26 protein-coding genes are annotated in these 24,570 nt (G+C 67.7%); 23 read left to right on the forward strand and 3 right to left on the reverse strand.

The genetic code is table 11. The features are described from left to right. Positions 1-117: 117 nt before the first annotated feature. Complete coding sequence (cobA, locus tag ACFOLG_RS02265) at positions 118-909, reverse strand: uroporphyrinogen-III C-methyltransferase (RefSeq protein WP_386087945.1); 792 nt, start codon at positions 907-909, stop codon at positions 118-120. Between the two features lie 148 nt (positions 910-1,057). On the opposite strand from cobA, the gene ACFOLG_RS02270 reads away from it, so the two are divergent. From ACFOLG_RS02270 to ACFOLG_RS02350, 17 genes are all read left to right on the forward strand, one after another. After that, entirely contained in the window at positions 1,058-1,483 is a 426-nt protein-coding gene (locus tag ACFOLG_RS02270) for a c-type cytochrome (RefSeq protein ID WP_349582521.1), read from the forward strand. A 40-nt stretch (positions 1,484-1,523) separates the two neighbouring features. After that, positions 1,524-2,957 (forward strand): cbb3-type cytochrome c oxidase subunit I, encoded by a 1,434-nt coding sequence (locus ACFOLG_RS02275; protein ID WP_386087947.1) that lies wholly within the window; start codon positions 1,524-1,526, stop codon positions 2,955-2,957. Between the two features lie 198 nt (positions 2,958-3,155). Next, positions 3,156-3,740 carry a cytochrome c oxidase subunit 3 gene (locus ACFOLG_RS02280; RefSeq protein WP_386087949.1) on the forward strand — a complete coding sequence of 195 codons (585 nt, stop codon included), beginning with the start codon at positions 3,156-3,158 and terminating at the stop codon, positions 3,738-3,740. A 106-nt stretch (positions 3,741-3,846) separates the two neighbouring features. Then, positions 3,847-4,488, forward strand: a complete 642-nt coding sequence (gene yfcF, locus ACFOLG_RS02285) for a glutathione transferase (RefSeq protein WP_386087951.1) — start codon at positions 3,847-3,849, stop codon at positions 4,486-4,488. Continuing rightward, on the forward strand, positions 4,485-4,883 hold the full coding sequence (locus ACFOLG_RS02290; protein ID WP_386087953.1) for a VOC family protein: 399 nt from the start codon (positions 4,485-4,487) through the stop codon (positions 4,881-4,883). The genes yfcF and ACFOLG_RS02290 overlap by 4 nt, the downstream gene beginning before the upstream one ends. Positions 4,884-5,003: 120 nt before the next feature. Next, on the forward strand, positions 5,004-5,264 hold the full coding sequence (locus ACFOLG_RS02295; protein ID WP_386087955.1) for a cytochrome C oxidase subunit IV family protein: 261 nt from the start codon (positions 5,004-5,006) through the stop codon (positions 5,262-5,264). Between the two features lie 12 nt (positions 5,265-5,276). Further along, entirely contained in the window at positions 5,277-6,086 is an 810-nt protein-coding gene (locus tag ACFOLG_RS02300) for a CbbQ/NirQ/NorQ/GpvN family protein (RefSeq protein WP_386087957.1), read from the forward strand. Between the two features lies 1 nt (position 6,087). Further along, positions 6,088-6,465, forward strand: coding sequence for a hypothetical protein (locus tag ACFOLG_RS02305; protein WP_386087959.1), 378 nt, complete (start codon positions 6,088-6,090; stop codon positions 6,463-6,465). 16 nt (positions 6,466-6,481) lie between these two features. Continuing rightward, the gene (locus ACFOLG_RS02310; protein ID WP_386087961.1) at positions 6,482-8,299 is read left to right on the forward strand and encodes a nitric oxide reductase activation protein NorD; all 1,818 of its coding nucleotides are present in this window, start codon (positions 6,482-6,484) and stop codon (positions 8,297-8,299) included. A gap of 891 nt (positions 8,300-9,190) precedes the next feature. Next, entirely contained in the window at positions 9,191-9,403 is a 213-nt protein-coding gene (locus ACFOLG_RS02315; protein WP_386087963.1) for a DUF3079 domain-containing protein, read from the forward strand. Between the two features lie 78 nt (positions 9,404-9,481). Beyond that, positions 9,482-11,212 carry a cytochrome D1 domain-containing protein gene (locus ACFOLG_RS02320; protein WP_386087965.1) on the forward strand — a complete coding sequence of 577 codons (1,731 nt, stop codon included), beginning with the start codon at positions 9,482-9,484 and terminating at the stop codon, positions 11,210-11,212. A gap of 79 nt (positions 11,213-11,291) precedes the next feature. After that, positions 11,292-11,600: a c-type cytochrome gene (locus tag ACFOLG_RS02325; protein ID WP_386087967.1), complete on the forward strand. Its 309-nt coding sequence runs from the start codon at positions 11,292-11,294 to the stop codon at positions 11,598-11,600. Between the two features lie 96 nt (positions 11,601-11,696). Then, positions 11,697-12,065 (forward strand): c-type cytochrome, encoded by a 369-nt coding sequence (locus ACFOLG_RS02330; RefSeq protein ID WP_386087969.1) that lies wholly within the window; start codon positions 11,697-11,699, stop codon positions 12,063-12,065. Further along, positions 12,062-13,237 (forward strand): cytochrome D1 domain-containing protein, encoded by a 1,176-nt coding sequence (locus ACFOLG_RS02335; protein ID WP_386087971.1) that lies wholly within the window; start codon positions 12,062-12,064, stop codon positions 13,235-13,237. Before ACFOLG_RS02330 ends, ACFOLG_RS02335 begins: the two co-directional genes overlap by 4 nt. A gap of 1 nt (position 13,238) precedes the next feature. After that, entirely contained in the window at positions 13,239-14,222 is a 984-nt protein-coding gene (gene ahbB / locus ACFOLG_RS02340; RefSeq protein WP_386087973.1) for a siroheme decarboxylase subunit beta, read from the forward strand. Next, positions 14,219-15,205: a siroheme decarboxylase subunit beta gene (gene ahbB, locus ACFOLG_RS02345; protein ID WP_386087975.1), complete on the forward strand. Its 987-nt coding sequence runs from the start codon at positions 14,219-14,221 to the stop codon at positions 15,203-15,205. Before ahbB (ACFOLG_RS02340) ends, ahbB (ACFOLG_RS02345) begins: the two co-directional genes overlap by 4 nt. Before the next feature lie 90 nt (positions 15,206-15,295). Beyond that, positions 15,296-16,066, forward strand: a complete 771-nt coding sequence (locus ACFOLG_RS02350) for a substrate-binding periplasmic protein (protein ID WP_386087977.1) — start codon at positions 15,296-15,298, stop codon at positions 16,064-16,066. Positions 16,067-16,145: 79 nt separating this feature from the next. Here the strand turns inward: ACFOLG_RS02350 and ACFOLG_RS02355 are convergent, their stop codons facing one another. Further along, complete coding sequence (locus ACFOLG_RS02355) at positions 16,146-17,012, reverse strand: EamA family transporter (RefSeq protein WP_386087978.1); 867 nt, start codon at positions 17,010-17,012, stop codon at positions 16,146-16,148. 186 nt (positions 17,013-17,198) lie between these two features. Here ACFOLG_RS02355 and ACFOLG_RS02360 point away from each other — a divergent pair, with 186 nt between their 5' ends. The 4 genes from ACFOLG_RS02360 (at position 17,199) to ACFOLG_RS02375 (ending at position 21,035) form a co-directional block, all read left to right on the forward strand. After that, positions 17,199-17,414, forward strand: coding sequence for a hypothetical protein (locus ACFOLG_RS02360; protein WP_386087980.1), 216 nt, complete (start codon positions 17,199-17,201; stop codon positions 17,412-17,414). An 89-nt stretch (positions 17,415-17,503) separates the two neighbouring features. Then, positions 17,504-18,727, forward strand: a complete 1,224-nt coding sequence (gene nirJ / locus ACFOLG_RS02365) for a heme d1 biosynthesis radical SAM protein NirJ (RefSeq protein ID WP_386087982.1) — start codon at positions 17,504-17,506, stop codon at positions 18,725-18,727. Further along, on the forward strand, positions 18,724-20,268 hold the full coding sequence (locus ACFOLG_RS02370) for a cytochrome D1 domain-containing protein (protein WP_386087984.1): 1,545 nt from the start codon (positions 18,724-18,726) through the stop codon (positions 20,266-20,268). Before nirJ ends, ACFOLG_RS02370 begins: the two co-directional genes overlap by 4 nt. An 89-nt stretch (positions 20,269-20,357) precedes the next feature. Further along, positions 20,358-21,035, forward strand: a complete 678-nt coding sequence (locus ACFOLG_RS02375; RefSeq protein ID WP_386087986.1) for a Crp/Fnr family transcriptional regulator — start codon at positions 20,358-20,360, stop codon at positions 21,033-21,035. A gap of 502 nt (positions 21,036-21,537) precedes the next feature. Here ACFOLG_RS02375 and kynU read toward each other — a convergent pair. Then, positions 21,538-22,863 (reverse strand): kynureninase, encoded by a 1,326-nt coding sequence (kynU, locus tag ACFOLG_RS02380; protein ID WP_386087988.1) that lies wholly within the window; start codon positions 22,861-22,863, stop codon positions 21,538-21,540. A 112-nt stretch (positions 22,864-22,975) separates the two neighbouring features. On the opposite strand from kynU, the gene ACFOLG_RS02385 reads away from it, so the two are divergent. Continuing rightward, positions 22,976-23,437, forward strand: coding sequence for an Lrp/AsnC family transcriptional regulator (locus ACFOLG_RS02385; RefSeq protein WP_386087990.1), 462 nt, complete (start codon positions 22,976-22,978; stop codon positions 23,435-23,437). Between the two features lie 55 nt (positions 23,438-23,492). Further along, positions 23,493-24,263: a substrate-binding periplasmic protein gene (locus ACFOLG_RS02390; protein ID WP_386087992.1), complete on the forward strand. Its 771-nt coding sequence runs from the start codon at positions 23,493-23,495 to the stop codon at positions 24,261-24,263. The last annotated feature ends 307 nt before the right edge of the window (positions 24,264-24,570 follow it).

Raw genomic sequence — 24,570 nt, forward strand, 5'->3', positions numbered from 1 at the left:
ATCGGGCCTGGCTGTGCGCAAGCCAGGCTAGGTGCCGGGTTTACTGCGCTATGGTGCAGCAAATTGGCCGCAGGCAACGTCCATCGCTTGCGGCCAACCTTTTCCCGGTATGAGACGCTACTCGGCCAGACAGGCCGCCTGCTGCCGCCACTGCGCGGCCAGAGCCACCACTTCCCCGATCACCAGCAGCGCCGGCGGCTGCGGCGCTTCGCGGGCCACGCAGGCGGCCAGGGTGGCCAGGGTGCAGCGCAGCACCCGCTGCCGCGGCGTGGTGGCCTGCTCGATGATGGCCACTGGGGTATCGCCGTGGCGGCCGTGTGCCTGCAGTTCGGCGGCGATGCTCGCCGCTTCGCCCAGCCCCATGTACACCACCACCGTCTGTTCGCTACCGCTGTGCGCCGCCCAGTCCAGACCGCTGGCGCCGTCGCGGCGGTGGCCGGTGACCAGGCTGACGCCCTGTGCGCAGTCGCGGTGGGTGAGCGGGATGCCAGCGGCGGCGGCGGCGCCCACCGCGGCGGTGATGCCGGGCACTACCTCTACCTCGATACCGGCCGCCAGCAGCGCGGCCAACTCTTCGCCGCCGCGGCCGAACAGCAGCGGGTCGCCGCCTTTTAGCCGTACCACGCGCTGGCCGGCCTGCGCCTCGCGCAGCAGCAGCTGGTTGATCTCCTGCTGCGGCAGGGTATGGCGGCTGGCGCGCTTGCCGACGCAGATCAGCCGCGCGCGCTTGTTGATCAGCGCCAGTATTTCCTCGGCCACCAGCAGGTCGTACAGCACCACCTCGGCCTCGGCCAGGCGGCGCAGCGCCTTGAGGGTGAGCAGGTCCGGGTCACCGGGGCCGGCGCCGACCAGGCTGACCTGGCCGCCGTGTAGCGGGGCGGGATGGGGAAAGGGCAGGGCGGGGTTCATGCGGTTCTCCGCAGCGATGGAATGCCGCCAGTGTAGGAAGGGCAGCGGCCGGAAATCGTTGATCGCGGTCAATGCTATCGGGAAGCCCGAAAACGTACATTTCGGGCTGAAATGCCGGGATGCCGGAGCAGATGACAAGGAGGTTGCGATGAGCGCCAGTTTCACCAAATCCACCGCGCGCAATATTTTTTATGGCGGCGCGGTGTTCTTCTTCCTGCTGTTTGTCGCACTCACGTTCGACACCGTGCAGGCGCTGCCCAAGCGGGACAACCGCGCCAACCTGACCGAACAGGTGGCGCGCGGCAAGAAGCTGTGGGAGACCAACAACTGTATCGGCTGTCACACGCTGCTGGGCGAGGGCGCTTACTTTGCGCCGGAGCTGGGCAACGTCTACCAGCGCCGCGGGCCGGACTTCATCAAGGCCTGGATCAAGGCGCAGCCGACCGGCGTGCCGGGCCGTCGCCAGATGCCGAATTTCCATCTGACCGATGCGCAGCTGGACGATCTGGTGGCGTTCCTGAAATACAGCTCCGAGATCAATACCAACAACTGGCCGCCGAACATCGAAGGCTGAGCCCGCACCGCTTGCTGACTTACTTACCCAGGAGACGAGCATGACTTCCTCCACTACGGCCACACTGAACCCGGCAACGGGCAAGGCTGCGGCCAACGTTCAACTCAAATACCGCTCGCAGGCGGTGGCCAAGCCATACTTCATGGCCGCCATCGGCCTGTTTGTCGGCCAGATCATCTTTGGTCTGGTGATGGGCCTGCAGTACGTGATCGGCGATTTCCTGTTCCCGGAGATTCCGTTCAACGTGGCGCGCATGGTGCACACCAACCTGCTGATCGTGTGGCTGCTGTTCGGCTTCATGGGCGCAGGCTACTACCTGATCCCAGAAGAATCCGAGCGCGAGCTGCACAGTCCGAAACTGGCCATCATCACCTTCTGGGTGTTCCTGATCGCCGGGGCGCTGACCATCGTCGGCTATCTGGCGGTGCCGTACGCCACGCTGGCCAAGATCACCGGCAACGACTTGTTACCCACCATGGGGCGCGAGTTCCTAGAGCAGCCCACCATTACCAAGATCGGCATCGTGGTGGTGGCGCTGTCCTTCCTGTTCAACCTCAGCATGACGGTGCTCAAGGGTCGCAAGACCAGCATCAGCATGGTGATGATGATGGGCTTGTGGGGGCTGGCGATCTTCTTCCTGTTCTCGTTCTATAACCCGATCAACCTGGTGCTGGACAAGTACTTCTGGTGGTGGGTGGTCCACCTGTGGGTGGAAGGCGTCTGGGAACTGATCATGGGTGCCATGCTGGCCTTCGTGCTGGTGAAAGTCACCGGCGTGGACCGCGAGGTAGTCGAAAAATGGCTGTACGTGATCATCGCCATGACGCTGATCACCGGCATCATCGGTACCGGTCACCATTACTTCTGGATTGGTACCCCTAGCTACTGGCAGGTGTTCGGCTCGGCCTTCTCCGCACTGGAGCCGATCCCGTTCTTCATGATGACGCTGTTCTCGTTCAACATGGTCAACAAGCGCCGCCGCGAGCACCCGAACAAGGCCGCCGTGCTGTGGGCGCTGGGTACCGGCGTGATGTCCTTCCTCGGTGCCGGCGTGTGGGGCTTCCTGCATACCCTGGCCCCGGTGAACTACCTGACCCACGGCACGCAGATCACCGCCAGCCACGGTCACATGGCGTTCTACGGCGCCTACGCCATGGTGGTGATCACCATGATCTCCTACGCCATGCCGCTGCTGCGTGGCCGCGAAGCCAACAGCAACCGTTCGCAAGTGGTGGAGATGTGGTCGTTCTGGCTGATGACCATCGCCATGGTGTTCATCACCCTGTTCCTCACCGCCGCCGGCATCCTGCAGGTATGGATGCAGCGCATGGGCGATCACCCGTTGTCGTTCATGGCCACGCAAGACCAGCTCACCTTCTTCTACTGGCTGCGTGAAGGCGCCGGGGTGATGTTTGCTGTCGGTCTGGTGTTGTACATCATCAGCTTCTTCGTGCGCGGTGATGCGCGCGACTGATTCCGTGTATGTGTGTGTGTAACGGTTGGCGCCCCTGCAAGGGGGCGCCTTTTTTACGCGCGCCGCGGCTAAGCCGAGCGCGCGGACGATGATGGAATGGCCGCTTCCGCGCGGCGGCTAACGGGCTGCCAGCCCGCTTCTCCGCGCGTGGGTTTTTACTGGTCGGCCGCGATTCCGGCGCCGGCCCGGAGCACGACAATGCAGACGACAAGGTTGGCCGCCAGCGCACCGCGCACGGTGCCGGGCGATCTGGCGATGTGGTTTTTCATCCTGGCGGAGCTGGCGGTATTCGGCCTGTTCTTCGCCATTTACGGCGTGGTGCGCGCGCGCCAGCCGGAGCTGTTCGCCGCCGGTCAGCAGCAGTTGTCGCTGCTGCCGGCCATTATCAACACCCTGCTGCTGATCGCCGGCAGCGCCGCGGTGGCGGCGGCGGTGCGCAGCTTTGCCGCCGGCCGCGCGGCGCATGGCCAGCGCTGGCTGCTGGCGGCGCTGGGCTGTGGCGGCGGCTTCCTGCTGCTCAAGAGCCTGGAGTTCGCCGCCAAATTCGGTGCCGGCATCACCCTGTCCAGCAACGATTTCTGGATGTTCTACCTGGCGCTGACCGGCTTTCACTACCTGCACGTGGTGCTGGGCATGGTGATCATCGCCGCGGTGTATGTCCGCGCGCGGCAGGGCGCCTACGATGCGGCCAACCATGTCGGCGTGGAAACCGCCGCCGCCTACTGGCATATGGTGGACCTGGTGTGGCTGGTGCTGTTCGCGCTGGTGTACGTGGCACACTGAGGGGGCTGCCGGCTGGCGAACAATGCATTCCGGATAGCAGGGCAGTCACGGCGGGCAGGACAGGGTAGAGTGGCGGTTTACCTGCCACCCAGCCGAAAGTCACGCCATGACCCAGCCCTACCTGCTGTATGTCGACAGCCAGTACCTGAGCCCGTATGCCATGTCCGCCTTCGTCACCCTCACCGAAAAGCGCCTGCCGTTCGAGCTGCGCGTGGTGGACCTGGAAAGCGGCGCCAACCGCCAGCCGCCCTACGCCGCGCTCAGCGGCGTGCAGCGCGTGCCCTTGCTGCTGGCCGGCGAATTCCGTCTGGCCGAATCCTCGGCCATCAGCGAATACCTGGAAGACTGCCACCCGACGCCGGCGGTGTACCCGACCGCGCCGCAGCCGCGCGCGCTGGCGCGGCAGCTGCAGGCCTGGCTGCGCAGCGATCTGCTGCCGCTGCGCGAGCAGCGCACCACCGAGGTGGTGTTCCGCCAGCCGGCCATTGCGCCGCTGGATGCCGCCGGGCAACAGGCCGTCGCCAAGCTGCTGGCGCTGGCTTCCGGCCTGCTGGCGCACGGCGGCGAGCACCTGTTCGGCGACTGGTGCATCGCCGATGCCGACCTTGCGCTGATGCTGCAGCGCCTGCTGCGCGCCGGCGACCCGCTGCCGCAGCGGCTGGCAGACTACGCCGCCCACCAGTGGCAGCGCCCGTCGCTGCAGGCCTGGCGCCAGCTGGGCGATGCCGCGGCGGCGGCCCCGCAATGAGGCAAAGCCTGGGACTGGTGTCGCTGCTGGTGCGCGACTACGACGAGGCGCTGGCGTTCTTCGTCGGCAAGCTGGGCTTCGTGCTAGTCGAAGACAGCTATCTTGCCGCACAGGACAAGCGCTGGGTGGTGGTGTCGCCGCCGGGCGCCGGCGAGTCGCGGCTGCTGCTGGCGCGGGCCTCGTCCGACGAGCGGCTGTCGCGCATTGGCGCGCAAAGCGGCGGCCGGGTGTTCCTGTTCCTGTATACCGACGACTTCGCCCGCGACTACGCCCGCTACCAGGCCGCCGGCGTCGAGTTCGTGCACCCGCCCCGGCAGGAAGCCTACGGCACGGTGGCGGTGTTCCAGGATCTGTACGGCAACCTGTGGGATCTGCTGCAGCCGGCAGCCAGCTGAGACAAGGCAGGGCGGCACATGCCCTCTGCCCCGGCCTGCACGCCCCGCCCGCGCCCCGCGCGGGCTTTTTCTTGCCTGCCATCAAGGTTGGCCGCAGGCCGGCTGCGGCATGCTTGGCGCATGACTTCCCCCGTTTCCCACCGCGGGCTGTGGCTGACCTGGCTGTGGCTCACCGTCCTCACCCTGCTGCTGGCCTGGCTGGCCGACTGGCACGCGCCGGGCCATGCCGTGGCGCTGCTGGCGCTGGTCGGCGCCTGGCTCAAGGGCGTGGCGGTGGTGGAACAGTTCATGGCACTGCGTCACGCGCCGTTGTGGCTGCGCGGCTGCGTGCACGGCTGGCTGCTGCTGGTATGCGGCGGACTGCTGGCCGGATTCCTGTAGGAGCGCCACCCGATGAATGCCCCCGTCCATGCCGCCGTTGCGGCCAACCCGCCTTACTACCAGCCGGTAGCCGATGAATGCGCCGTGTTCGAGAACGCCTGGCGCCACCAGCTGCCGGTGCTGATCAAGGGCCCCACCGGCTGCGGCAAGACCCGCTTCGTCGCCCACATGGCGGCGCGCCTCGGCCTGCCGCTGTTCACCGTGTCCTGCCATGACGACCTGTCCGCCGCCGACCTGGTGGGCCGCCACCTGATCGCCGGCGGCGACACCCGCTGGTGCGACGGCCCGCTCACCCGCGCGGTGCGCGAAGGCGGCATCTGCTACCTGGACGAGGTGGTGGAAGCGCGCAAGGACACCACCGTGGTGCTGCACCCGCTCACCGACGACCGCCGCATCCTGCCGATCGAGCGCACCGGCGAGGAGTTGGCGGCGCCACCCGGCTTCATGCTGGTGGTGTCGTACAACCCCGGCTACCAGCACGTACTGAAGACGCTGAAACCGTCCACCCGCCAGCGCTTCGTGGCGCTGAGTTTCGACTTCCCGTCGCCAGAGGTGGAGCTGGCGGTGCTGCAGCGCGAAGGCGGTGCCGACGAGGCGCTGGCCACCCGCCTGGTGGCGCTGGCCGGCCAGCTGCGCCGCCTGTCCGGCTACGACCTGGACGAAGGCGTCAGCACCCGCCTGCTGGTGTACGCCGCCAAGCTGATCGCCAGCGGCATGGCCCCGCTCGCCGCCTGCCGCGTGGCGCTGGTGGAGCCGCTGTCGGACGAGCCGGAAACCATCGCCGCGCTGCTGGCGGTGGTGGCCACCCAGTTCGAGCGCTGACATGGACGACGCCGACCGTCAGCGCGCCATCTGCGCGCACGCGCTGTACCTCGCCAACCTGCTGCTGGCGCCGGGCCTGGGCTTTGCCGCGCTGTGGTGGTGCCGCCGCCGCTGGCAGCCGCAGGCCGGCGCCGAGCTGCGCGGCCACCTGCGCCAGGCCTTTGTCGCCGCGCTGTGGAGCGGCGCGCTGCTGCTGCTGGTCAGCCTGGCGGTCGTGCTGTTGGGCGGGCTGGGCAACAGCGCCACCTGGGTGCTGCTGATCCTGTACTTCACCCTGATACACGCCGCCCTGGTGCTGTCCGGCGCCTACGCGCTGGCGCGGGCCATGGCCGGGCTGCCATGCCGCTACCCGCTGCCCGGCCTGTGGCGGCCACGCTGAAAACGGAAACACGCAGATGGAAGATATCGTCGGCGGCTGGTGGGACAAACTCATCCGCCGCGCCGCCTACCGCGGCTACCCGCAGGCAGCGGTCGCCCTGACCGACATCGAAAAGCAGGCGCCGCTGTTCTTCCGCGCCATGGGCGGCGATGCCGCGCTCAGCATCAAGAGCGCAGTCGGCACCGCCCACGGCGCGCGCCGCCGCCTGCTGGAGCGCATCGCCGGCAGCAACACCCAGGTGGAGCTGGCCTGGCGCGACGGCCAGTCGCTGTACCTGCCGGACAAGATCGACCTCTACCCGGATGCCGCCCTCAACCGCGAGCTGTACTTCTGGCTGATGGCACTGGCGGCGCAGCCGCTGCAGCCCGGCGACTGGCTAAGCCGCAACCGCCGCGCCGCCGCCGCCTGCCTGGCGCAGATGCCCGGCCTGGCCGCGCTGTACCAGCGGCTGGTGGCCGCGCTGCTGCCGCTGCGCGACACGCCGCGCGAGCCGGCCGCCGCCGCGCAGGAGGCCGCCATCCGCCAGGCTTTGCTGGCGCCGGAGCAGGAAGTGCAACTGCCGGCCGCCGCCGGCGCGCCGCAGCCGGTACTGCTGTGGCTGCACCCGGCGCCGCCCACCAGCACTGCGGCCAACCTTGACGACGGCCAGACGCCGGAGGCGGGCGACGGCGACAGCCGCGACGGTCGCCAGCGCCGCCGCTACCGCGCGCGCCGCGAAACGCCGGATGAACGCAACAACGGCATGCTGTTGCAGTTCCGCGCCGAAAGCATCTTCACCTGGGACGACTACGTGAAGGTGAACCGCCACCAGGACGACGACGAGGCCGACGACGGCGCCGCCGCCGAGGACATGGACCGTCTTACCGTGACCCGCGACGGCAAGACCCGCGCCAGCCGCCTCAAGTTCGACCTCGACCTGCCGGCGGCGGCCTACGACGACACCCCGCTCGGCGGCGGCATCCTGCTGCCGGAGTGGGACTGGAAGCGGCAGCGGCTGGTGGCCGACCATTGCCGGCTGCAGCCGATGCTGCCGCGCGATGCGCAGCCGGCGGGGCTGCCGGACAATCTGCAGCCGCTGGCGCGGCGCCTGCGCCGCCAGTTCCAGGCGCTGGCGCCGGAGCGCAGCCGCAAGAGCGGCGAGGCCAGCGGGCCGGATATCGACCTCGACCGGGTGATCCGCTTCCTGGCCGAACAGAACAGCGGCGTGGCAGTGGCCGAACCGGCGCTGTACCAGGCCTGGCCGCCTGGCGGGCGCAGCATGGCCTGCCTGCTGCTGGCCGACCTGTCGCTGTCCACCGAAAGCTGGCTGGGCGAAGCCGGGCAGGTGATCAATGTCATCCGCGACAGCCTGCTGCTGTTCGCCGAGGCGCTGGCTGCCTGCGGCGACGCCTTCGGCCTGTACGGCTTTTCCTCCATCCGCCGCAGCGAGGTGCGCTACCAGCTGCTGAAGGATTTCGCCGAGCGCTACGACGACGCCGCGCGCGGCCGCATCCTGGCGATCCGCCCCGGCTACTACACGCGCATGGGCGCTGCCATCCGCCAGTCCACCCGCATCCTGCTGGAGCAGCCGGCGCAGCGCCGGCTGTTGCTGATCGTGTCCGACGGCAAGCCCAATGACCTGGACCACTACGAGGGCCGCTACGGGGTGGAAGACACCCGCCACGCGGTGCTGGAGGCGAAGCAGGCCGGGCTGATCCCGTTCTGTGTCACCGTGGACAAGGAGGCAGGTGATTACCTGCCGCACCTGTTCGGCCGCAATGGTTACAGCGTGGTGCACGACGCGCGGCGGTTGCCGCAGGTGCTGACCGGGCTGTATGCGCGGTTGACGGCTTGATGGTGCCGGCAGCTAGCCAGCTGCTTGGGTTGAGCGCCGCGCGTAGGTTGGGCCCCGCGTAGCGAAGCCCGGCGTTTACCGCGTTGTTTTGTGTGTGGTGTGGAATCCGCTGCGCGGATGCTGGTTTGCAGTCGCCGGTTCCGCCCGGCGGACGGGGAAGGGGCCGACCGCCGGCCCCTTTCCAATCCCCGGCTCCCCGGCGGCTGCTCGAAACCCCGTGCCAAACGGCACGCCCCGGGCGCCGCCGAACTCGCCGCGCGCTACCGTCGCGCGGCTCAAACAAAGCGGCGGCTTAAAACCTGGGGCGCACCGTTTTGCTCGGCTCGCGCCAACGGGATTGGGGCACGTCGGTTCGACTCCGCTGTTTGTTTTGTGGGCCTAATTGTCGGGTGGGGATCTACCGTAGGGCGGGTTGGCCGTAGGCCATACCCGCGCGACGTTGGCGGCTTACGGGGATATGAACCGTTGATTCAACCCGCGTCACAAGAACAGAACAAAAACGTTGGCCGCATGAATACGTACACGCTTGCGGCCAACGTTGTGAGGCGCCCGACTGCCCCATTGGGCCGCGCCGGTCAAAAAGGTGTTCGCCAGGTTTTAAGGCGGCAGCTGAGCCGTTTGACGTTAGCAAACGGCGAATTGCCGACGCCTGGCGAATGCCTTTTTGGACGGGGTTTCGCGGCACGTTGGGGCGAGCGGGGGGGGGGAGGGGGCGGCGGAACGCCCCCTCCCCGTGCGCCGGGCGGAACCGGCAACTTCAAACCAGCATCCGCGCAGCGGATAGCAAACCCAGTATTTGCCACTGGGTGGGTAAAACGCATTAAGGCTGTTGCAGGAGCAGGTGACAGCTACACATGCGGCCAACCTTGGCCGCCAGACAAGGAGGCCGCCATGGCCAAGAAATTCCCGCTGCACCCGGCGCACCCGGAACGCGTGTGCTGGGGCTGCGACAAATATTGCCCGGCCGGCTCGTTGCAATGCGGCAACGGTTCCGGCCGTACCCAGCACCCGGCCGAAGTGCTGGGTGACGACTGGTATCTGCACGGCGACTGGGGCCTGGATGTGCCGGAAGAAAACCCTGCCGGCGTGTCTGGAAAGCGTTGATGCGAATCAATGCTGCCGTCCTGAGCGCGGGCGGATGATGCGCGCATCGATTCCTTCATAAGCGTGGTGGAGAACATCATGAAATTCCCGAGGATGAGCGCGCTCGCACAGGGCGTTTTGTTGGCAAGCCTGCCGCTGGCAGCAAGCCTGGCCTGGGCCGATGCGGCCAGCAAACCGGTGTCGCAGCCGGAGGTGGCCTACCAGGCCGGCGGTTCGCCGCTGGCCGGCGAGGAGATGCACCAGAACATCAACCCCAAGGCGCCGCCGATGACCAAGGCGGAGTTCGCCCGCGCCAAGCAGATCTACTTCGAGCGCTGCGCCGGCTGTCACGGCGTGCTGCGCAAGGGGGCGACCGGCAAGCCGCTGACGCCGGACATCACCCTGGCCAAGGGCACCGACTACCTGAAGATCTTCATCGCCTACGGCAGCCCGGCCGGCATGCCGAACTGGCAGACCTCCGGCGAGATGAGCGAGCAGGACGTGGACCTGATGGCGCGCTACATCCAGCAGGAGCCGCCGACGCCGCCGGAATACTCGCTGGGCGACATCGAGAAATCGCGCAAGGTGCTGATCCCGGTGGACAAGCGCCCGACGCGCAAACTGAACAACTACAACCTGGACAACCTGTTCTCGGTAACGCTGCGTGACAGCGGCGAGGTGGCGCTGATCGACGGCGACAGCAAGCAGATCATCAACATCGTCAAGACCGGCTACGCGGTGCACATCTCGCGCCTGTCCAGCTCCGGCCGCTACCTGTACGTGATCGGCCGCGACGCCAAGATCAACCTCATCGACCTGTGGATGGAAAAACCGGACAACGTGGCCGAGGTGAAGGTGGGGCTGGAAGCGCGTTCGGTGGAAACCTCCAAGTTCAAGGGCTGGGAAGACAAGATCGCCGTGGCCGGCACCTACTGGCCGCCGCAGTTCGTGATCATGGATGGCGACACGCTGAAACCGCGCAAGATCGTCTCCACCCGCGGCATGACCGTGGACAACGAGTACCACCCCGAGCCGCGCGTGGCGTCCATCGTGGCCAGCCACTACAAGCCGGAGTTCGTGATCAACGCCAAGGAGACCGGCAAGATCATGATGGTGGACTATTCCGACCTGAATAACCTGAAGACCACCACCATCGATTCCGCCAAGTTCCTGCATGACGGTGGCTTCGACAGCAGTGGCCGCTACTTCCTGGTGGCCGCCAACGCCTCCAACAAGATCGCGGTGGTGGATACCAAGCTCGACAAGCTGGCGGCGCTGGTGGACGTGGGCAAGACCCCGCACCCGGGCCGTGGCGCCAACTTCGTGCATCCCAAGTACGGCCCGGTATGGAGCACCTCGCACCTGGGCAGCGACGACGTGACGCTGATCGGCACCGACCCGGTGAAACACCCGCAGTACGCGTGGAAGGCGGTGGCCACCTTCAAGGGTCAGGGTGGCGGTTCGCTGTTCATCAAGACCCATCCGAAATCGCACAATCTGTGGGTGGATACCCCGCTGAACCCGGATGCCAAGGTCAGCCAGAGCGTGGCGGTGTACGACATCAACAACCTGGCCAAGGGGCCGCAGGTGCTGGACGTGGCCGCCTGCGCCAAGCTGGCGGACGACGGTGCCAAGCGCGTGGTGCAGCCGGAGTTCAACAAGGCCGGCGACGAGGTGTGGTTCTCGGTGTGGAGCGCCAAGAACAAGGAATCCGCCATCGTGGTGGTGGACGACAAGACCCGCAGCTGCAAGGCGGTGATCAAGGACAAGCGCCTGATCACCCCGACCGGCAAGTTCAACGTGTTCAACACCCAGCACGATATCTACTGACCGTGTGCACGGCATCCGGCCTGCCGGATGCCGTCGCCGCACAGCAATCAACGGCGGTTCGCCGCCATGGAGACTCGACATGAACAAGCAACTACTGAGCGCCTGCCTGCTGGCCGGTGGCCTGCTGCTGGCCGGTTCGGCCAATGCCTCGCTGGAGCTGGCGAAGAAGAACAACTGCCTGGCCTGTCACAGCGTGGACAAGAAGGTGGTCGGCCCGGCGTTCAAGGATATCGCCAGCAAGTACAAGGGCCAGAACGTGCAGGCCAAGCTGGAAGAAAAAGTGAAAAAAGGTGGCGCCGGCAGCTTCGGCCCGGTGCCGATGTCGCCCAACCCGCAGGTGCCGGATGCCGAAGTGAAGCAGCTGGTGAAGTGGGTGTTGTCGCAATAAACAGTACAGCGGCCGGCCGCAAGGTTGGCCGCAAGCTGCGACGGCTTGCGCCAGCGGGTATTGCCTGCTGCCGCAAGCCTTTGCCGGAACCATGTGATGAAGCCTCCTCCTGCCAGCCCGCCGCGGCTCACCCTCAAATGCCTGTTGCTGCTCGCCTGTAGCGCACTGTTTGTCTACGAAGCTGCCCACGCCGACCCCCTGCCGATTGCCCCGCTACCCGCCCGCGCCGCCGAGCTGCGCCACCTGCTGCGCCAGGATTGCGGCGCCTGCCATGGCCTGACGCTGCAGGGCGGGCTGGGCAGCCCGCTCACCGCTGCGGCGCTGGCCGGCAAGCCGGCCGACAGCCTGGTGGCCACGCTGCTGGATGGCCGCCCGGGCAGCGCGATGCCGCCGTGGCGGCCGTTCATCAGCGAAGACGAAGCCCGCTGGCTGATCCGGCAATTGCAACAAGGGGACGCACCATGAACAGTATTAAAACGTTGGCCGCAGTGGCGGCCGCCCTGCTGCTGGCCGGTTGCGCCAGCCCGGCGCTGCGCGGCAGCGGTGACCTGGGGGTGGTGATCGAGCGTGCCAGCGGCAGCGTGCAGGTGGTGGACAACAGCCACCTGGCACAGCTGTCGCGGGTGGCCGGGCTGGGCGATCTGTCGCACGCCTCGCTGGTGTACAGCCGCGATGCGCGCTACGTGTACGTGTTCGGCCGCGACGGCGGGTTGTCCAAGGTGGACATCCTGGCCGGCAAGCTGGTGGCGCGGGTAATGCAGGCCGGCAACAGCATCGGCGGTGCCATTTCCAGCGATGGCCGCATCGTGGCGGCGCAGAACTACAGTCCGGGCGGGGTGAAGCTGTTCGATGCCGACAGCCTGGCGCTGCTGGCCGAGGTGCCGGCGGTGGATGAACACGGCCAGCCGTCCAAGGTGGTGGGCCTGGCCGACCTGCCGGGCAACCGTTTTGCCTACAGCCTGTTCGAGGCCGGCGAGATCTGGCTGCTGGATGCGGCCAAGCCGCGCGCACCGGTGGTGACCAAATACCGCAACGTTGGCCGCCAGCCCTACGACGGCCTGGCCAGCAGCGACGGCCGCTACTACATCGCCGGCCTGTACGGCGAGGACGGTCTGGCGCTGCTGGACACCTGGCAGCCGCAGGCCGGCGTGCGCCGCATCCTGCCCGGCTACGGCCAGGGCCAGCAGCGGCAGCCGGTGTACAAGATGCCGCACCTGCGCGGCTGGAGCCTGGCCGGCGACTACGCCTTCCTGCCGGCCATCGGCCACAACAGCGTGCTGGTGGCGGACAGCCGCAGCTGGCAGCAGGCGGCGCAGATTGCGGTGTACGGCCAGCCGGTATTCGTGATGGCGGAGCCGGGCGGGCGCCGGGTGTGGGTGAATTTCGCCTTTCCGCACAACGACACCGTGCAGGTGATCGACGTGCCAAGCATGCAGGTGATCAAGACCCTGAAGCCGGGCCGCGCCATCCTGCACATGGAATTCACCGCCCGCGGCGACGCGGTGTGGCTGTCCAGTCGCGACGACGACAAGCTGGTGGTGATTGACACCCAGAGCTTTGCCACCGTGGCCGAGCTGCCGGCGGCCAACCCTTCCGGCATCTTTTTCAGCTGGCGCGCCGGCCGCATGGGGATGTGACATGAGTCAGCCGTTGCAGGACCCGTTGCTGCGCCTGCTGGACCGCTACCAGCGCGATTTCCCGCTGCAATCGGCGCCGTTCGCGCTGCTGGCCGCCGAGTGCGGCCTGGCGGAACCCACCTTGCTGCTGCGGCTGCAGCAGGCGCGCGACAGCGGCCTGCTCAGCCGCATCGGCGCGGTGTTCGCACCCAATACCGTCGGTTGCAGCACGCTAGCGGCGCTGGCGGTGCCGCCGGCGCGGCTGGACGCGGTGGCGGCGCAGGTGAGCAGCCTGCCGCAGGTGAACCACAACTACGCGCGCGACCACCACTACAACCTGTGGTTCGTGCTGACCGCCGCCAGCCGCGGCGAGATCGACGCCACGCTGGCGCAGATCGCCGCCCTCAGCGGCCTCACGCCGCTGGACCTGCCGCTGGAGCGCGAATACCACATCGACCTCGGCTTTGCGCTGGGCGAGCACGGCCCGGCGCGACGCGCCACCCGCAGCCCGGCCGTGCCGCAGCTGGACGCCGCCGACTGCCGGCTGGTGGCGGCGCTGCACGACGGCCTGCCGCTGCTGCCGTGCCCGTTCCTGCCGCTGGCCGCCGCCTGCGGGCTGCCGGAGGCCGAGGTGCGGCAGCGGCTGCAAGGCTGGGTGCTGGACGGCGTGATCCGCCGCTTCGGCTTCGTGCTGCGCCACCACGAACTGGGCTTCCGCGCCAACGCCATGTGCGTGTGGCAGGTGCCGCCGGCGCTGCGCGACAGCTTCGGCACGCGGCTGGCCACCGACCCGGCGGTGACGCTGTGCTATGCCCGCCCGCCGCGTGGCGAGGCCTGGCCGTACAACCTGTTCTGCATGATCCACGCCCGCGACGCCGCCGCCGTGCGGCGCGAGGCGCAGCGGCTGTCGCAGGCGCACGGCCTGGCCGGCCTGCCGCAGGCGCTGCTGATTTCCACCCGCCGCTACACCCAGCGCGGCGCCCGCTACTGCCAGGAAACCCCATGAACGCCGCCATGCCGCTGGATGCCATCGACAGCCTGATCATCGACCGCCTGCAGGGCGGCTTTCCCTTGCTGCCGGCGCCGTTTGCCGGCGTGGGCGCCGAGCTGGGCCTGTCCGCCGACAGCCTGTGCCAGCGGCTGCAATCGCTGCTGGACCGCAAGGTGCTCACCCGCTTCGGGCCGATGTACCAGGTGGAGCGCATGGGCGGCGCCTTCGTGCTGGCGGCGCTGGCGGTGCCGGAGGCGCGCTACGACGCGGTGGCGGCGCAGGTGAACGCCTTGCCGGCGGTGGCGCACAACTACCGCCGCGAACACGATTTCAATATGTGGTTCGTGCTGGCCACCAGCACGCCGGGCCGCATCTACGACGCCATGCTGGAGATCGAGGAGGCCACCGGCCTGCGGGTGTACGACTTTCCCAAGCTGCGCGAGTACTACGTGGGCATGCAGTTCGCGGTCGGCGGCACCGCGCCGGTGGGGCGGCGCGAACTGCTGGCGGACGAGGGCGGCGCGGTGGCGCTGGACGAGGCCGACTGGCGGCTGATCCGCGCCACCCAGGGCGGGCTGCCGCTGGTGGCGGAGCCGTGGCAGCAGCTGGCCGTCGCGCTGGGGCTGACCGCCGGCGAGGTGTGCGCGCGGCTGGCGGCGATGGTGCAGTCCGGCGTGATCCGCCGCATCGGTGCGGTGCCCAACCACTACGCCATCGGCTATGCGGCCAACGGCATGGCGGTGTTTGACGTCGACGACGCGCTGGTGGACACGCTTGGGCCGCAGGTGGGCGCGCTGTCCTTTGTCAGCCATTGTTACCGCCGGCTGCGCCGCCAGCCGGTGTGGCCGTACAACCTGTTCGCCATGTGCCACGGCAGCAGCCGCGACGAGGTGCTGGCGCAGGTGGCCACCGTGCGCCGCCTGCTGGGCACTGCCTGTCGCCGCCACGAGGTGCTGTTTTCCAGCCGCATCCTGAAAAAAAGCGGGCTGCGGGTCTAGCGTCGTCGCCGGCTGGCTATTGCCGCCGCCCGCGGTTGCCGCTGACAATAGCGGTAACAACAAGGTCAAAGCGGCAAGCTGGAGGGGGACATGACGCAACGCTTGATGCGGCGGGTGCTGGTGGCATTGTGCTGCGCCGGCTGGCTGCCGGCGGCCACGGCGGCCGACATCCGTTACATGGTGATCGAGCAGGTGGAGCCGTTCCAGATCGTGACGCGCGACGACCCGCTGCACGGCGGGCTGGTCACCGAGATCGTGCGCCAGGTATTCCAGGGCAGCCCGTTCCAGCTGCGCCCGGTGGTGGCGCCGGCGCTGCGGCTGGACGCGATGCGCAGCGGCGGCCAGACGCCCAACTGGCTGAGCTACGGCGCCCGGCCGTGGCTGCATGCCGGCTGGCAGCTGTCGCAGCAGCCCTTGTTCAGCTGGCGCCATGTGCTGGCGGTGCCGAAGAGCAGCCCGTTCCGCTATCGCCGGCTCAGCGACCTGTTCGGCAAGCCGCTGATCCTGATGTACGGCTACGACTACCCGGGGCTGGACAAGTACCTGCGCAGCAAGTCCGGGGTTGGCCGCATCAGCGACCAGCGCGCGCTGAGCCAGGACAGCGCCATCCGCATGCTGCGCGCCGGGCGCGGCGTCGGCTATATCGATACCGAGCTGCGGCTGCTGTACAACCTGCGCCAGCAGGGGCTGTCGCCGGCCGACTTCCGCTTCTACGACTTTTCCCGGGTGATACCGCGGATCGACATCCACCTGATGTACGACCAGCGCTTGCCGGAGGACGCCAAGGCGCTGATCGACAGCCGTCTGGCCGACATGCGCCAGTCCGGCGAGCTGGCGGCCATCATGCAGCACTACCGCTAGCCGGCCGGCATCAGCCGCCGGGCCGCAAAAAAAACCGCCGCGCGGGGCTGCCGCACGGCGGTTGTTGTTTGGCGGCGGCTCAGGCCAGCGCCGGCTGCCGGCGGCGCCCCAGCCGGTTCAGCCACAGCGAAGCCAGGATCACCGCGCCGCCCAGCGCCAGCCGCGGCAGGTCGACATTGCGGTTCCAGATCAGCACGTTCACCAGCAGGCCGGCCGGCACGTGCAGCTCGTTCATGATCGCCAGCGTGCCGGCGCTCACCGCCACGCTGCCCTTCACCCACCAGTACATGCCCAGCGCGGTGGCGAACAGCCCCATATACAGTAGTACTCCCCATTGCATTCCTGTCTGCGGCAGCCGCTCCGGGTTGCCGAACAGCAGGAAGGACGGCAGCGCCAGCAGCAGCGCGCCGAGGAAGAAGTGGCCGAAGTAGCGGTACAGCGGCTGCGGCACCGGGTAGCGCTGCAGCAGGCGGCGGCACAGCACCTGGCCGGCGGCAAAGGTGAGGTTGGCCACTTGCAGCAGCACAAAGCCCAGCAGGTAGTCGCCGTGCAGCGGCTGGAAGCGGATGATGACGCCGCCGCCTACCGCCACCGCGGCGGCCAGCAGTGCCCAGCGGTTCAGCCGCCGCTGCAGCGCATCGTCCAGCAGCACCACGTAGATCGGTGTCAGCACGGTGAACAGCAGCACCTCCGGCACCGTCAGCACGGCAAAGCTGCGGTACAGGCACAGATAGGTGATGCCGAACTGCAGCGCGCCGGCCAGCCAGAAGCCGGCCAGCAGCCGCTGCGGCAGGCCGCGCCAGACGGTAAACGGCAGGAACACGGCGGCGGCGATCAGCACGCGCAGCAGCACGGCAAAATCGCTGTCCACCTGCGCGGCCAGGTACTGGCCGATCAGGCTGAAGGAAAACGCCCACAGGACGGTGACGATAAGCAGGTAAGGCATGGTCTGGCGCCATTCGGAAACGGGGCAGCGATGATAGGCCAGCCATCCCGGCTTGGGAACCGGCCCGTGGGGCAGCGGCGCCGGCAGCCAAGCGCGGCGGCGGGCACTAAACTGAAAGTAGCGCCACACGGCGCGCATCGGTTGAGCCTGCCGCGGCCACCGCCAGCGGCGGGCAAGGAGGGCATCATGACTTCCGTACGCAAGCAACGGGGCTGGTACAGCGGCGCCTATATGGTGACGGCGGTGCTGGCCATCGTGCTGTTCATGGCCCAGCCGTGGATACCACTGCTGCTGTTGGCCGCCATGGGCGGCGCGGCGGTGGTGATCGCCGTCGGCCGCGGCGGCCGCCACCTGCAGCACTGGTACCAGCAGCACCATTCGCACCACCCGCACCTGCATTGAGCGCCGGCATGGCCGGCGCTTGACTGCAGTCAATGAGATTGTGCGGCGCAGCGCCGACGATGACGTCATTGTCATCGCCGGAGGCTGCCATGCTGCGCCTGAGCCATTATCTGCACACCCTGCTGCACCCGGCGCCAGTGGCGCCGCCGCGGGCGCCGTCCGGCCCGCCTGCTGGTCCAGTAGTGATCTGGAACCTGATCCGCCGCTGCAACCTCACCTGCCAGCACTGTTATTCCATCTCCGCCGACAAGGATTTCCCGGGCGAGCTGTCCACCGCTGAAATATTCGCGGTGATGGACGACCTGTACGCCTGCGGCGTGCGGGTGCTGATCCTGTCCGGCGGCGAGCCGCTGCTGCGGCCGGACATCTACGACATCGGCCGCCGCGCCAAGGCGATGGGCTTCTACGTCGGCCTGTCCAGCAACGGCACGCTGATCGATGCGGCCAACGTTGGCCGCATCGCCGAGGTCGGCTTCGATTACGTCGGCGTCAGCCTCGACGGCATCGGCGCCACCCACGACAAGTTCCGCCGCCTGGACGGCGGCTTCGCGCTGGCGTTGGGCGGCATCCGCCTGGCGCGCGATGCCGGCATGAAGGTGGGCGTGCGCTACACCATGACCGAGGACAACGCCCACGACCTGCCGGCGCTGCTGCAGCTGGTGGCCGACGAAGGCATCGCCAAGTTCTACTTCTCGCATCTCAACTACGCCGGGCGCGGCAACAAGCACCGCGACAGCGACGCGCGCCACGCCCGCACCCGCTGGGCGATGGAGCTGCTGCTGGATACCTGCCACGCCGAGCTGCAGGCCGGCATCAGCCGCGACTACGTTACCGGCAACAACGACGCCGACGGCGTCTACCTGCTGCAGTGGGCGGCGCGGCATTACCCGGCGCAAGTCGACGCGCTGCGCCAGCGCCTGCAGCAGTGGGGCGGCAATGCCAGCGGCGTCAACGTCGCCAATATCGACAACCTCGGCAATGTGCATCCGGACACCATGTGGTGGCAGGTGACACTGGGCAATGTGCGTGAGCGGCCGTTCTCCGCCATCTGGCCGGATACCAGCCACCCGCTGATGGCCGGGCTGAAACAGCGGCCGCGGCCGGTGCACGGCCGTTGTGCCGCCTGTAGCCAGCTGGCGATCTGCAACGGCAACACCCGCGTGCGCGCCTGGCAGCTGACCGGCGACTACTGGGCCGCCGACCCGGCCTGCTATCTGTCCGATGCCGAGATCGGCGTGACGGCAGGCGCGCACCGCCTGCCGCCGCTGACGCCGTGGCAGCGCGGCAGTGCCGCGCCGGGGGTACAGCCATGAAGACCCTGCTGACCGGCCTGCTGTTGACCCTGCTGCCGCTGGCGGCCAACGCCGCCGACCCCGCCGCGCTGTACCAGCAGCACTGCCTGAGCTGTCACGGCGCGCAGCGCATGGGCGCCATGGCGCCGGCGCTGCTGCCGCAAAGCCTGGAGCGGCTGCAGCCGGACGAGGTGCTGCGCACCATCCGCGACGGTCGCGCCGCCACGCAGATGGCCGGCTTCGGCGGCAAGCTGGCCGACGCCGACATCCGCGAGCTGGCCGCCTGGCTGGCCACCCCGCCGGCCGCGCCGCCAGTGTGGCGCGAGGCCGATACCGCCGCCTCGCGCATCCAGTATCTCGACCCGGCCAAGCTGCCGCTGCGGCCAACCTTTGCCGCCAACATCGACCCGCGCAACCTGTTCGTGGTGGTGGAGGCCGGCGATCACCACGTTACCGTGCTGGATGGCGACCGCTTCACGCCGGTGACCCGCTTCCAGAGCCGCTTTGCGCTGCATGGCGGGCCGAAGTTCTCGCCGGATGGCCGCTTTGTGTACTTTGCCAGCCGCGATGGCTGGGTGACGCAGTACGACCTGTACACGCTGCAGCCGGTGGCCGAGATCCGCGTCGGGCTGAACACCCGCAACGTGGCGGTGTCCGGCGACGGCCGCTGGGTGCTGGCCGGCAACACGCTACCGCAGACGCTGGTGCTGCTCGACGCCAATGGCCTGAAACCGGTGAAGACCTTTGCGGTAACCGACCGTGGCGGCAAGCCGTCGCGGGTGTCGGCGGTGTACGACGCCGCGCCGCGACAGAGCTTCATCGTGGCGCTGAAGGACGCCGCCGAGCTGTGGGAAATCTCCTACAACCCCAAGGCGGCGGCGATCTACCCCGGCTACGTGCACGACTACCAGATGGGCGAGGGTCTGGCCGTGCCCGGCTACCTCAACCCGCGGGTGACGCCGCTGGACATGGTGCTGGACGATTTCTTCTTCGACGACAGCTACCGCCATGTGATGGCCGCCTCGCGCGACGGCCACGCGCAGGTGATCAACCTCGACAGCCGCAGCAAGGTGGCGGAGCTGCCGCTGGACGGCATGCCGCACCTGGGCTCCGGCATCACCTTCACCCAGGACGGCCACCACTACATGGCGACGCCGAACCTGAAAGGCGGCCGGGTGACGGTGATCGACATGGACCGCTGGCAGGTGGCGGCCAACATCGCCACCCCGGGGCCGGGCTTCTTCCTGCGCAGCCACGAGAACACGCCCTACGCCTGGGTGGACGCGATGATGTCGCCGCGCAAGGACACGCTGAGCATCATCGACAAGCGCAGTTTCCAGGTGGTACGCCAGCTGACGCTACGGCCGGGCAAGACCAATGCCCACGTCGAGTTCACCCGCGACGGCCGCTACGCGCTGGTGAGCATCATGGAAACGCCGGGCGAGCTGGTGGTGGTGGATGCGGCCAACTTCCGCGAAGTGGCGGCGCTGCCGATGATGAAACCGATCGGCAAATACAATGTGTACAACAAGGTGACGCGTTCCGGCGGCACTAGTCATTAGGGCGTAGCCGGCCCCCCCTTCCGGTGCATGGTTTGCCGGCGGGGGGCGGCGTAGCCTTGCCTCCATTGTTTCGATAGGACGAAGCCAGCATGGTGCCGATTGATGTCGCGGTATTCCTCAGCCACCAGCCGCTGTTCCAGCAGCTGTCGCCGCCGCAGTTGCAGGCGCTGGTGCCGGCCACGCGCGAAGTGCGCGGGCAAAAAGGCCAGGTGATCTTCCAGCGCGGCGATGCCTGCGACGGCATGTATCTGCTGGTGTACGGCAAGGTGAAGCTGGCGCTCAGCTCCAACGGCGGGGTGGAAAAGGTGGTGGAGATCCTGCACCCGGGGCAGAGCTTCGGCGAGGCCGCCATGTTCCTCGGCAAAAGCTTTCCGGTGATGGCGCAGTTCATCGAGGACGGCCTGCTGCTGCATGTCAGCGTGCACGCCATCCAGGCCGCCATCGCCAGCGACAGCGGCTTCGCGCAGCGCATGCTGGCCGGGCTGTCGCTGCGGCTGCACAACCTGATGCGCGACGTGGCGCGCTACTCGGTGGAGAACTCGCTGCAGCGCGTGGCCGGCTATCTGCTGCAACTGCAGCGCCAGCGCGACGACAGCGTGGTGCGGCTGGCGGTGAACAAGAACGTGATCGCCTCGCGGCTGAACATCACGCCGGAAACCTTCTCGCGCGTGCTGCACAGCCTGGTGGAGCAGGGCGCCATCGCGGTGAACGGCCGCGACATCGATATCGTCGATCTGCCGCTGTTGCAGCAGCTGGAGGCGCAGTAACGGGCGGGGCTTGTCGGTGTTGACGATGCGGCCAACCTTTGAAGGGTTGGCCGCATTCTTCATGGTGGGAGGCGTAGGTTGGGTTGAGTGTAGCGAAGCCCAATGTTTACCGCGTCTGGTTTTGTATCCGCTGCGCGGATGTTGATTTTGGTGCCGGTTCCGCCCGGCTGACAGGCCAAGGGGGCCACCGCGGCCCCCTTGGCGATCCCCGACTCCCCGACGGCCACTCGAAACCCCGTGCAAAAAGGCACGCCCCAGGCGCCGCCGAACTCGCCGCGCGCTAACGTCGCGCGGCTCAGACAAAGCGGCGGCTTAACACCGGGGGCGCACCCTTTTGCCCGGCTCGCGCCAACGGGGTTAGGGCACATCGGTTCGGTTCTACTCGCTCGTAGGGTGGGCAAAGCGTAGCGTGCCCACCAGCCCGTTCACTTACGGGCAATAAAAATGCCGCTCATGGTTGAGCGGCATTGTCGTGTGTACAAGTAGGCTGGTCGCAGCCGGCTCAGGTTACCGAGGCGCGGCGGTGGAACTCGGGGCGGTCCCAGCTGCCGCTGTCTAGGATGTCGCGCAGCACTTCCACCGCGTCCCAGATATCGGCATGGCCCAGGTACAGCGGGGTAACGCCGAAGCGCAGCACTTCCGGCTCGCGGTAGTCGCCGATCACGCCGCGGGCGATCAGCGCCTGCATCACCGCGAAGCCCTGCGGGTGGCGGTAGCTGACATGGCTGCCGCGTTTGCCGTGTTCGCGTGGGGTGATCAGTGTCAGCGGATGTTGGCCGCAGCGTTGTTCCACCAGCTGGATGAACAGCTCGGTGAGCGCCAGCGACTTGGCGCGGATGTCGGCCATGTCGGCCTGCAGCGATACGTCCAGCCCGCATTCCACCATCGCCAGCGAGGTGATCGGCTGGGTACCGCACAGGAAGCGGCGGATGCCGTGCGCCGGCTGGTAGTTGTCGGCCATGGCGAACGGGCGGTTGTGGCCCCACCAGCCGGACAGCGGCTGCCAGAAGCGGTCCTGGTGGCGCGGCGCCACCCAGATGAAGGCCGGCGAACCGGGGCCGCCGTTCAGGTATTTGTAGGTGCAGCCCACCGCGAAGTCGGCCTCGGCGGCGTTCAGGTCCACCTGCACCGCGCCGGCGGCGTGCGCCAGATCCCAGATCACCAGCGCGCCATGGCGGTGCGCCTGCGCGCTGACCGCGGCCATGTCGTACATGGCGCCGGTGCGGTAGTTGACGTGCGACAGCGCCAGCACCGCCACGTCGGCATCCAGCGCCTGCTCCAGCGGCAGCGCGTCGTCGATCAGGCGCAGCTGGTAGCCCTGCTGCAGCAGGTCGATCATGCCCTCGATCATGTAGATGTCGGTGGGGAAGTTGTCGCGTTCGGACACGATGACGCGGCGCGCCGGCTGGTCCTGCTGCTGGATGCGCACCGCGGCGGCCAGCGCCTTGAACAGGTTCAGCGAGGTGGTGTCGGTAACCACCACTTCGTTTTCGCCGGCGCCGATCAGCTTGGCCAGCTTGTTGCCCAGCCGGCCCGGCAGCTCGAACCAGCCGGCGCTGTTCCAGCTGCGGATCAGGCCCACGCCCCATTCCTGCGCCACCACTTCGGCACAGCGCGCCATGGCGGCCTTGGGCTGCGCGCCCAGCGAGTTGCCATCCAGGTAGATCACGCCCTGCGGCAGGTTGAATTGCGGCTTGAACGAAGCCAGCGGGTCGCGCGCATCGGCGGCCAGGCAGTCGGCACGGGTCAGCATGTCGGTATTCCTTTCGGTGGTGCCGGGCGGGCCGGCGGCTGCAATCTCCGGTACGTTGGCCGCACCGTTGTCCATGGCAGAATCCTAGCACCGCGCTTTGCCGGGCTGGTTGCAAACTCGCGTTGCGAAACGGCGATTTTTCGCAAATCATGCAGTTATTCGTCTATTGAAAGAAAGGATCTTGCGTATGCAGCTGGATGCCATCGATTTTCGCATTCTGAACGCACTGCAGGGCAACGGTCGGCTCAGTAACCAGGACCTGGCCGACAGGGTGGCGCTGTCGCCATCGGCCTGCCTGCGCCGGGTGCGCACGCTGGAGGAAAACGGCCTGATCCAGGGCTACCACGCGCGACTTGACGCGGCGCAGCTGGGCTTCGAGCTGGAGGCCATCGTGCACGTCACCGTGGATCACAGCCACCCGGACTGGCACGACGCCTTCCTGCAGCAGGTGAACGCCTTCGACGAGGTGGTGGCCGCCTACGTGGTGAGCGGCGCCTGCAACTACGTGCTGCACATCCGCGCCCGCGGGCTGACCGCGTTTTCCACTTTCGTGGTGGAAAAGCTCAACAAGCTGCCGGGCATGCGCGACATCTGTTCCTACATTGTGATGAAGACGCTGAAGGACAAGCTGGGCGAGCTGCCGCTGTAGGAGCGGCTAATATTTCTAGTATGTTGGTATTTCTAGACCCGGAGGCGAGGTGTTGATGGCTGCTGCAATTCACATCCGGCTGCCGCTGCGCCACAGCCTGCTGGCCTGCATGTTGTTGGGCGCACAGGCGCAGGCGGGCAACTGGTTATTGCTGACCCACAGCACCGACGGCCAGGTCGCCTACCGCGATGGGCCGCTGCATGGCCTGCCGCATGGCGGCAAGCGCGCCTTCTTCGTGGAGTTGCTGCTGCAGCTGCAGCAGGATTTGCAGTTGCAGGCCGCTCTGCGAGACGTGCCGCTGGCTCGCGGCTGGCAGACCTTGCGCACGCAGCCGGGCGTGGCGCTGTTCAACCTCAACCGCACGCCGACGCGGGAGGATCAGGCACGCTGGGTCGGGCCGATCTGGCAGGAGGCAGACTATCTCTACGAACGCAGCGCCTATCCCACCGGCGTCAGCCGGCTGGAGGAGGCGCGCTTGCTGCCGGTGTGCGTGCTCAATGGCAATGTGCACGATCAGCGCCTGAGCCAGTTGGGCTTCAGCCGGCTGTCGCGCAGTGACAGCTACGAGGGCTGTCTGCAGATGCTGGTGGCCGGGCGGGTAGCGCTGGTGGTGTCATCCAGCCGCGATTTCGCGCAAAAACTGCGCGCTGCCGATATCAGCCCGCGCGAGGTGAGCCAGCTGCCGGTGAAGGTCAACGACGACGACGGCTACATCGCGCTGTCGCCGGATACGCCGACGGCGGAAGTGCAGCGCTGGCAGGAGGCGCTGGAGCGGCTGCGGCGCAGCGGCGCCTACCAGCAGCTGTACCGGCAGTTCGCCCAGTAAGAGCTGGCGCCGATGCGATGGCGGCCGCGCGTTGGGCAGCAGTTGTTATGCGCAGCCTTGTCGCCGTGCCGGAAGGAAGTGGGGACGGAAACCGCTGGTTCCCGGCGCGGAAAAACAACTAAGCCCTTGATTGCTCAAGGGCTTAGTTGTGTGGTCTGGCGGAGAGGGAGGGATTCGAACCCTCGGTACGCTCGCACGTACGCCTGATTTCGAGTTAGATAATAAATACAACAATTTCAACGGCTTGTGGTGTTTTGTTTTCTAATAAAAAATGAAGTTATGCCCTTGAAAGCCGCGCCAGGGCTTG

This window comes from Vogesella facilis, from assembly GCF_042648525.1.
GTDB lineage: Bacteria > Pseudomonadota > Gammaproteobacteria > Burkholderiales > Chromobacteriaceae > Vogesella > Vogesella facilis.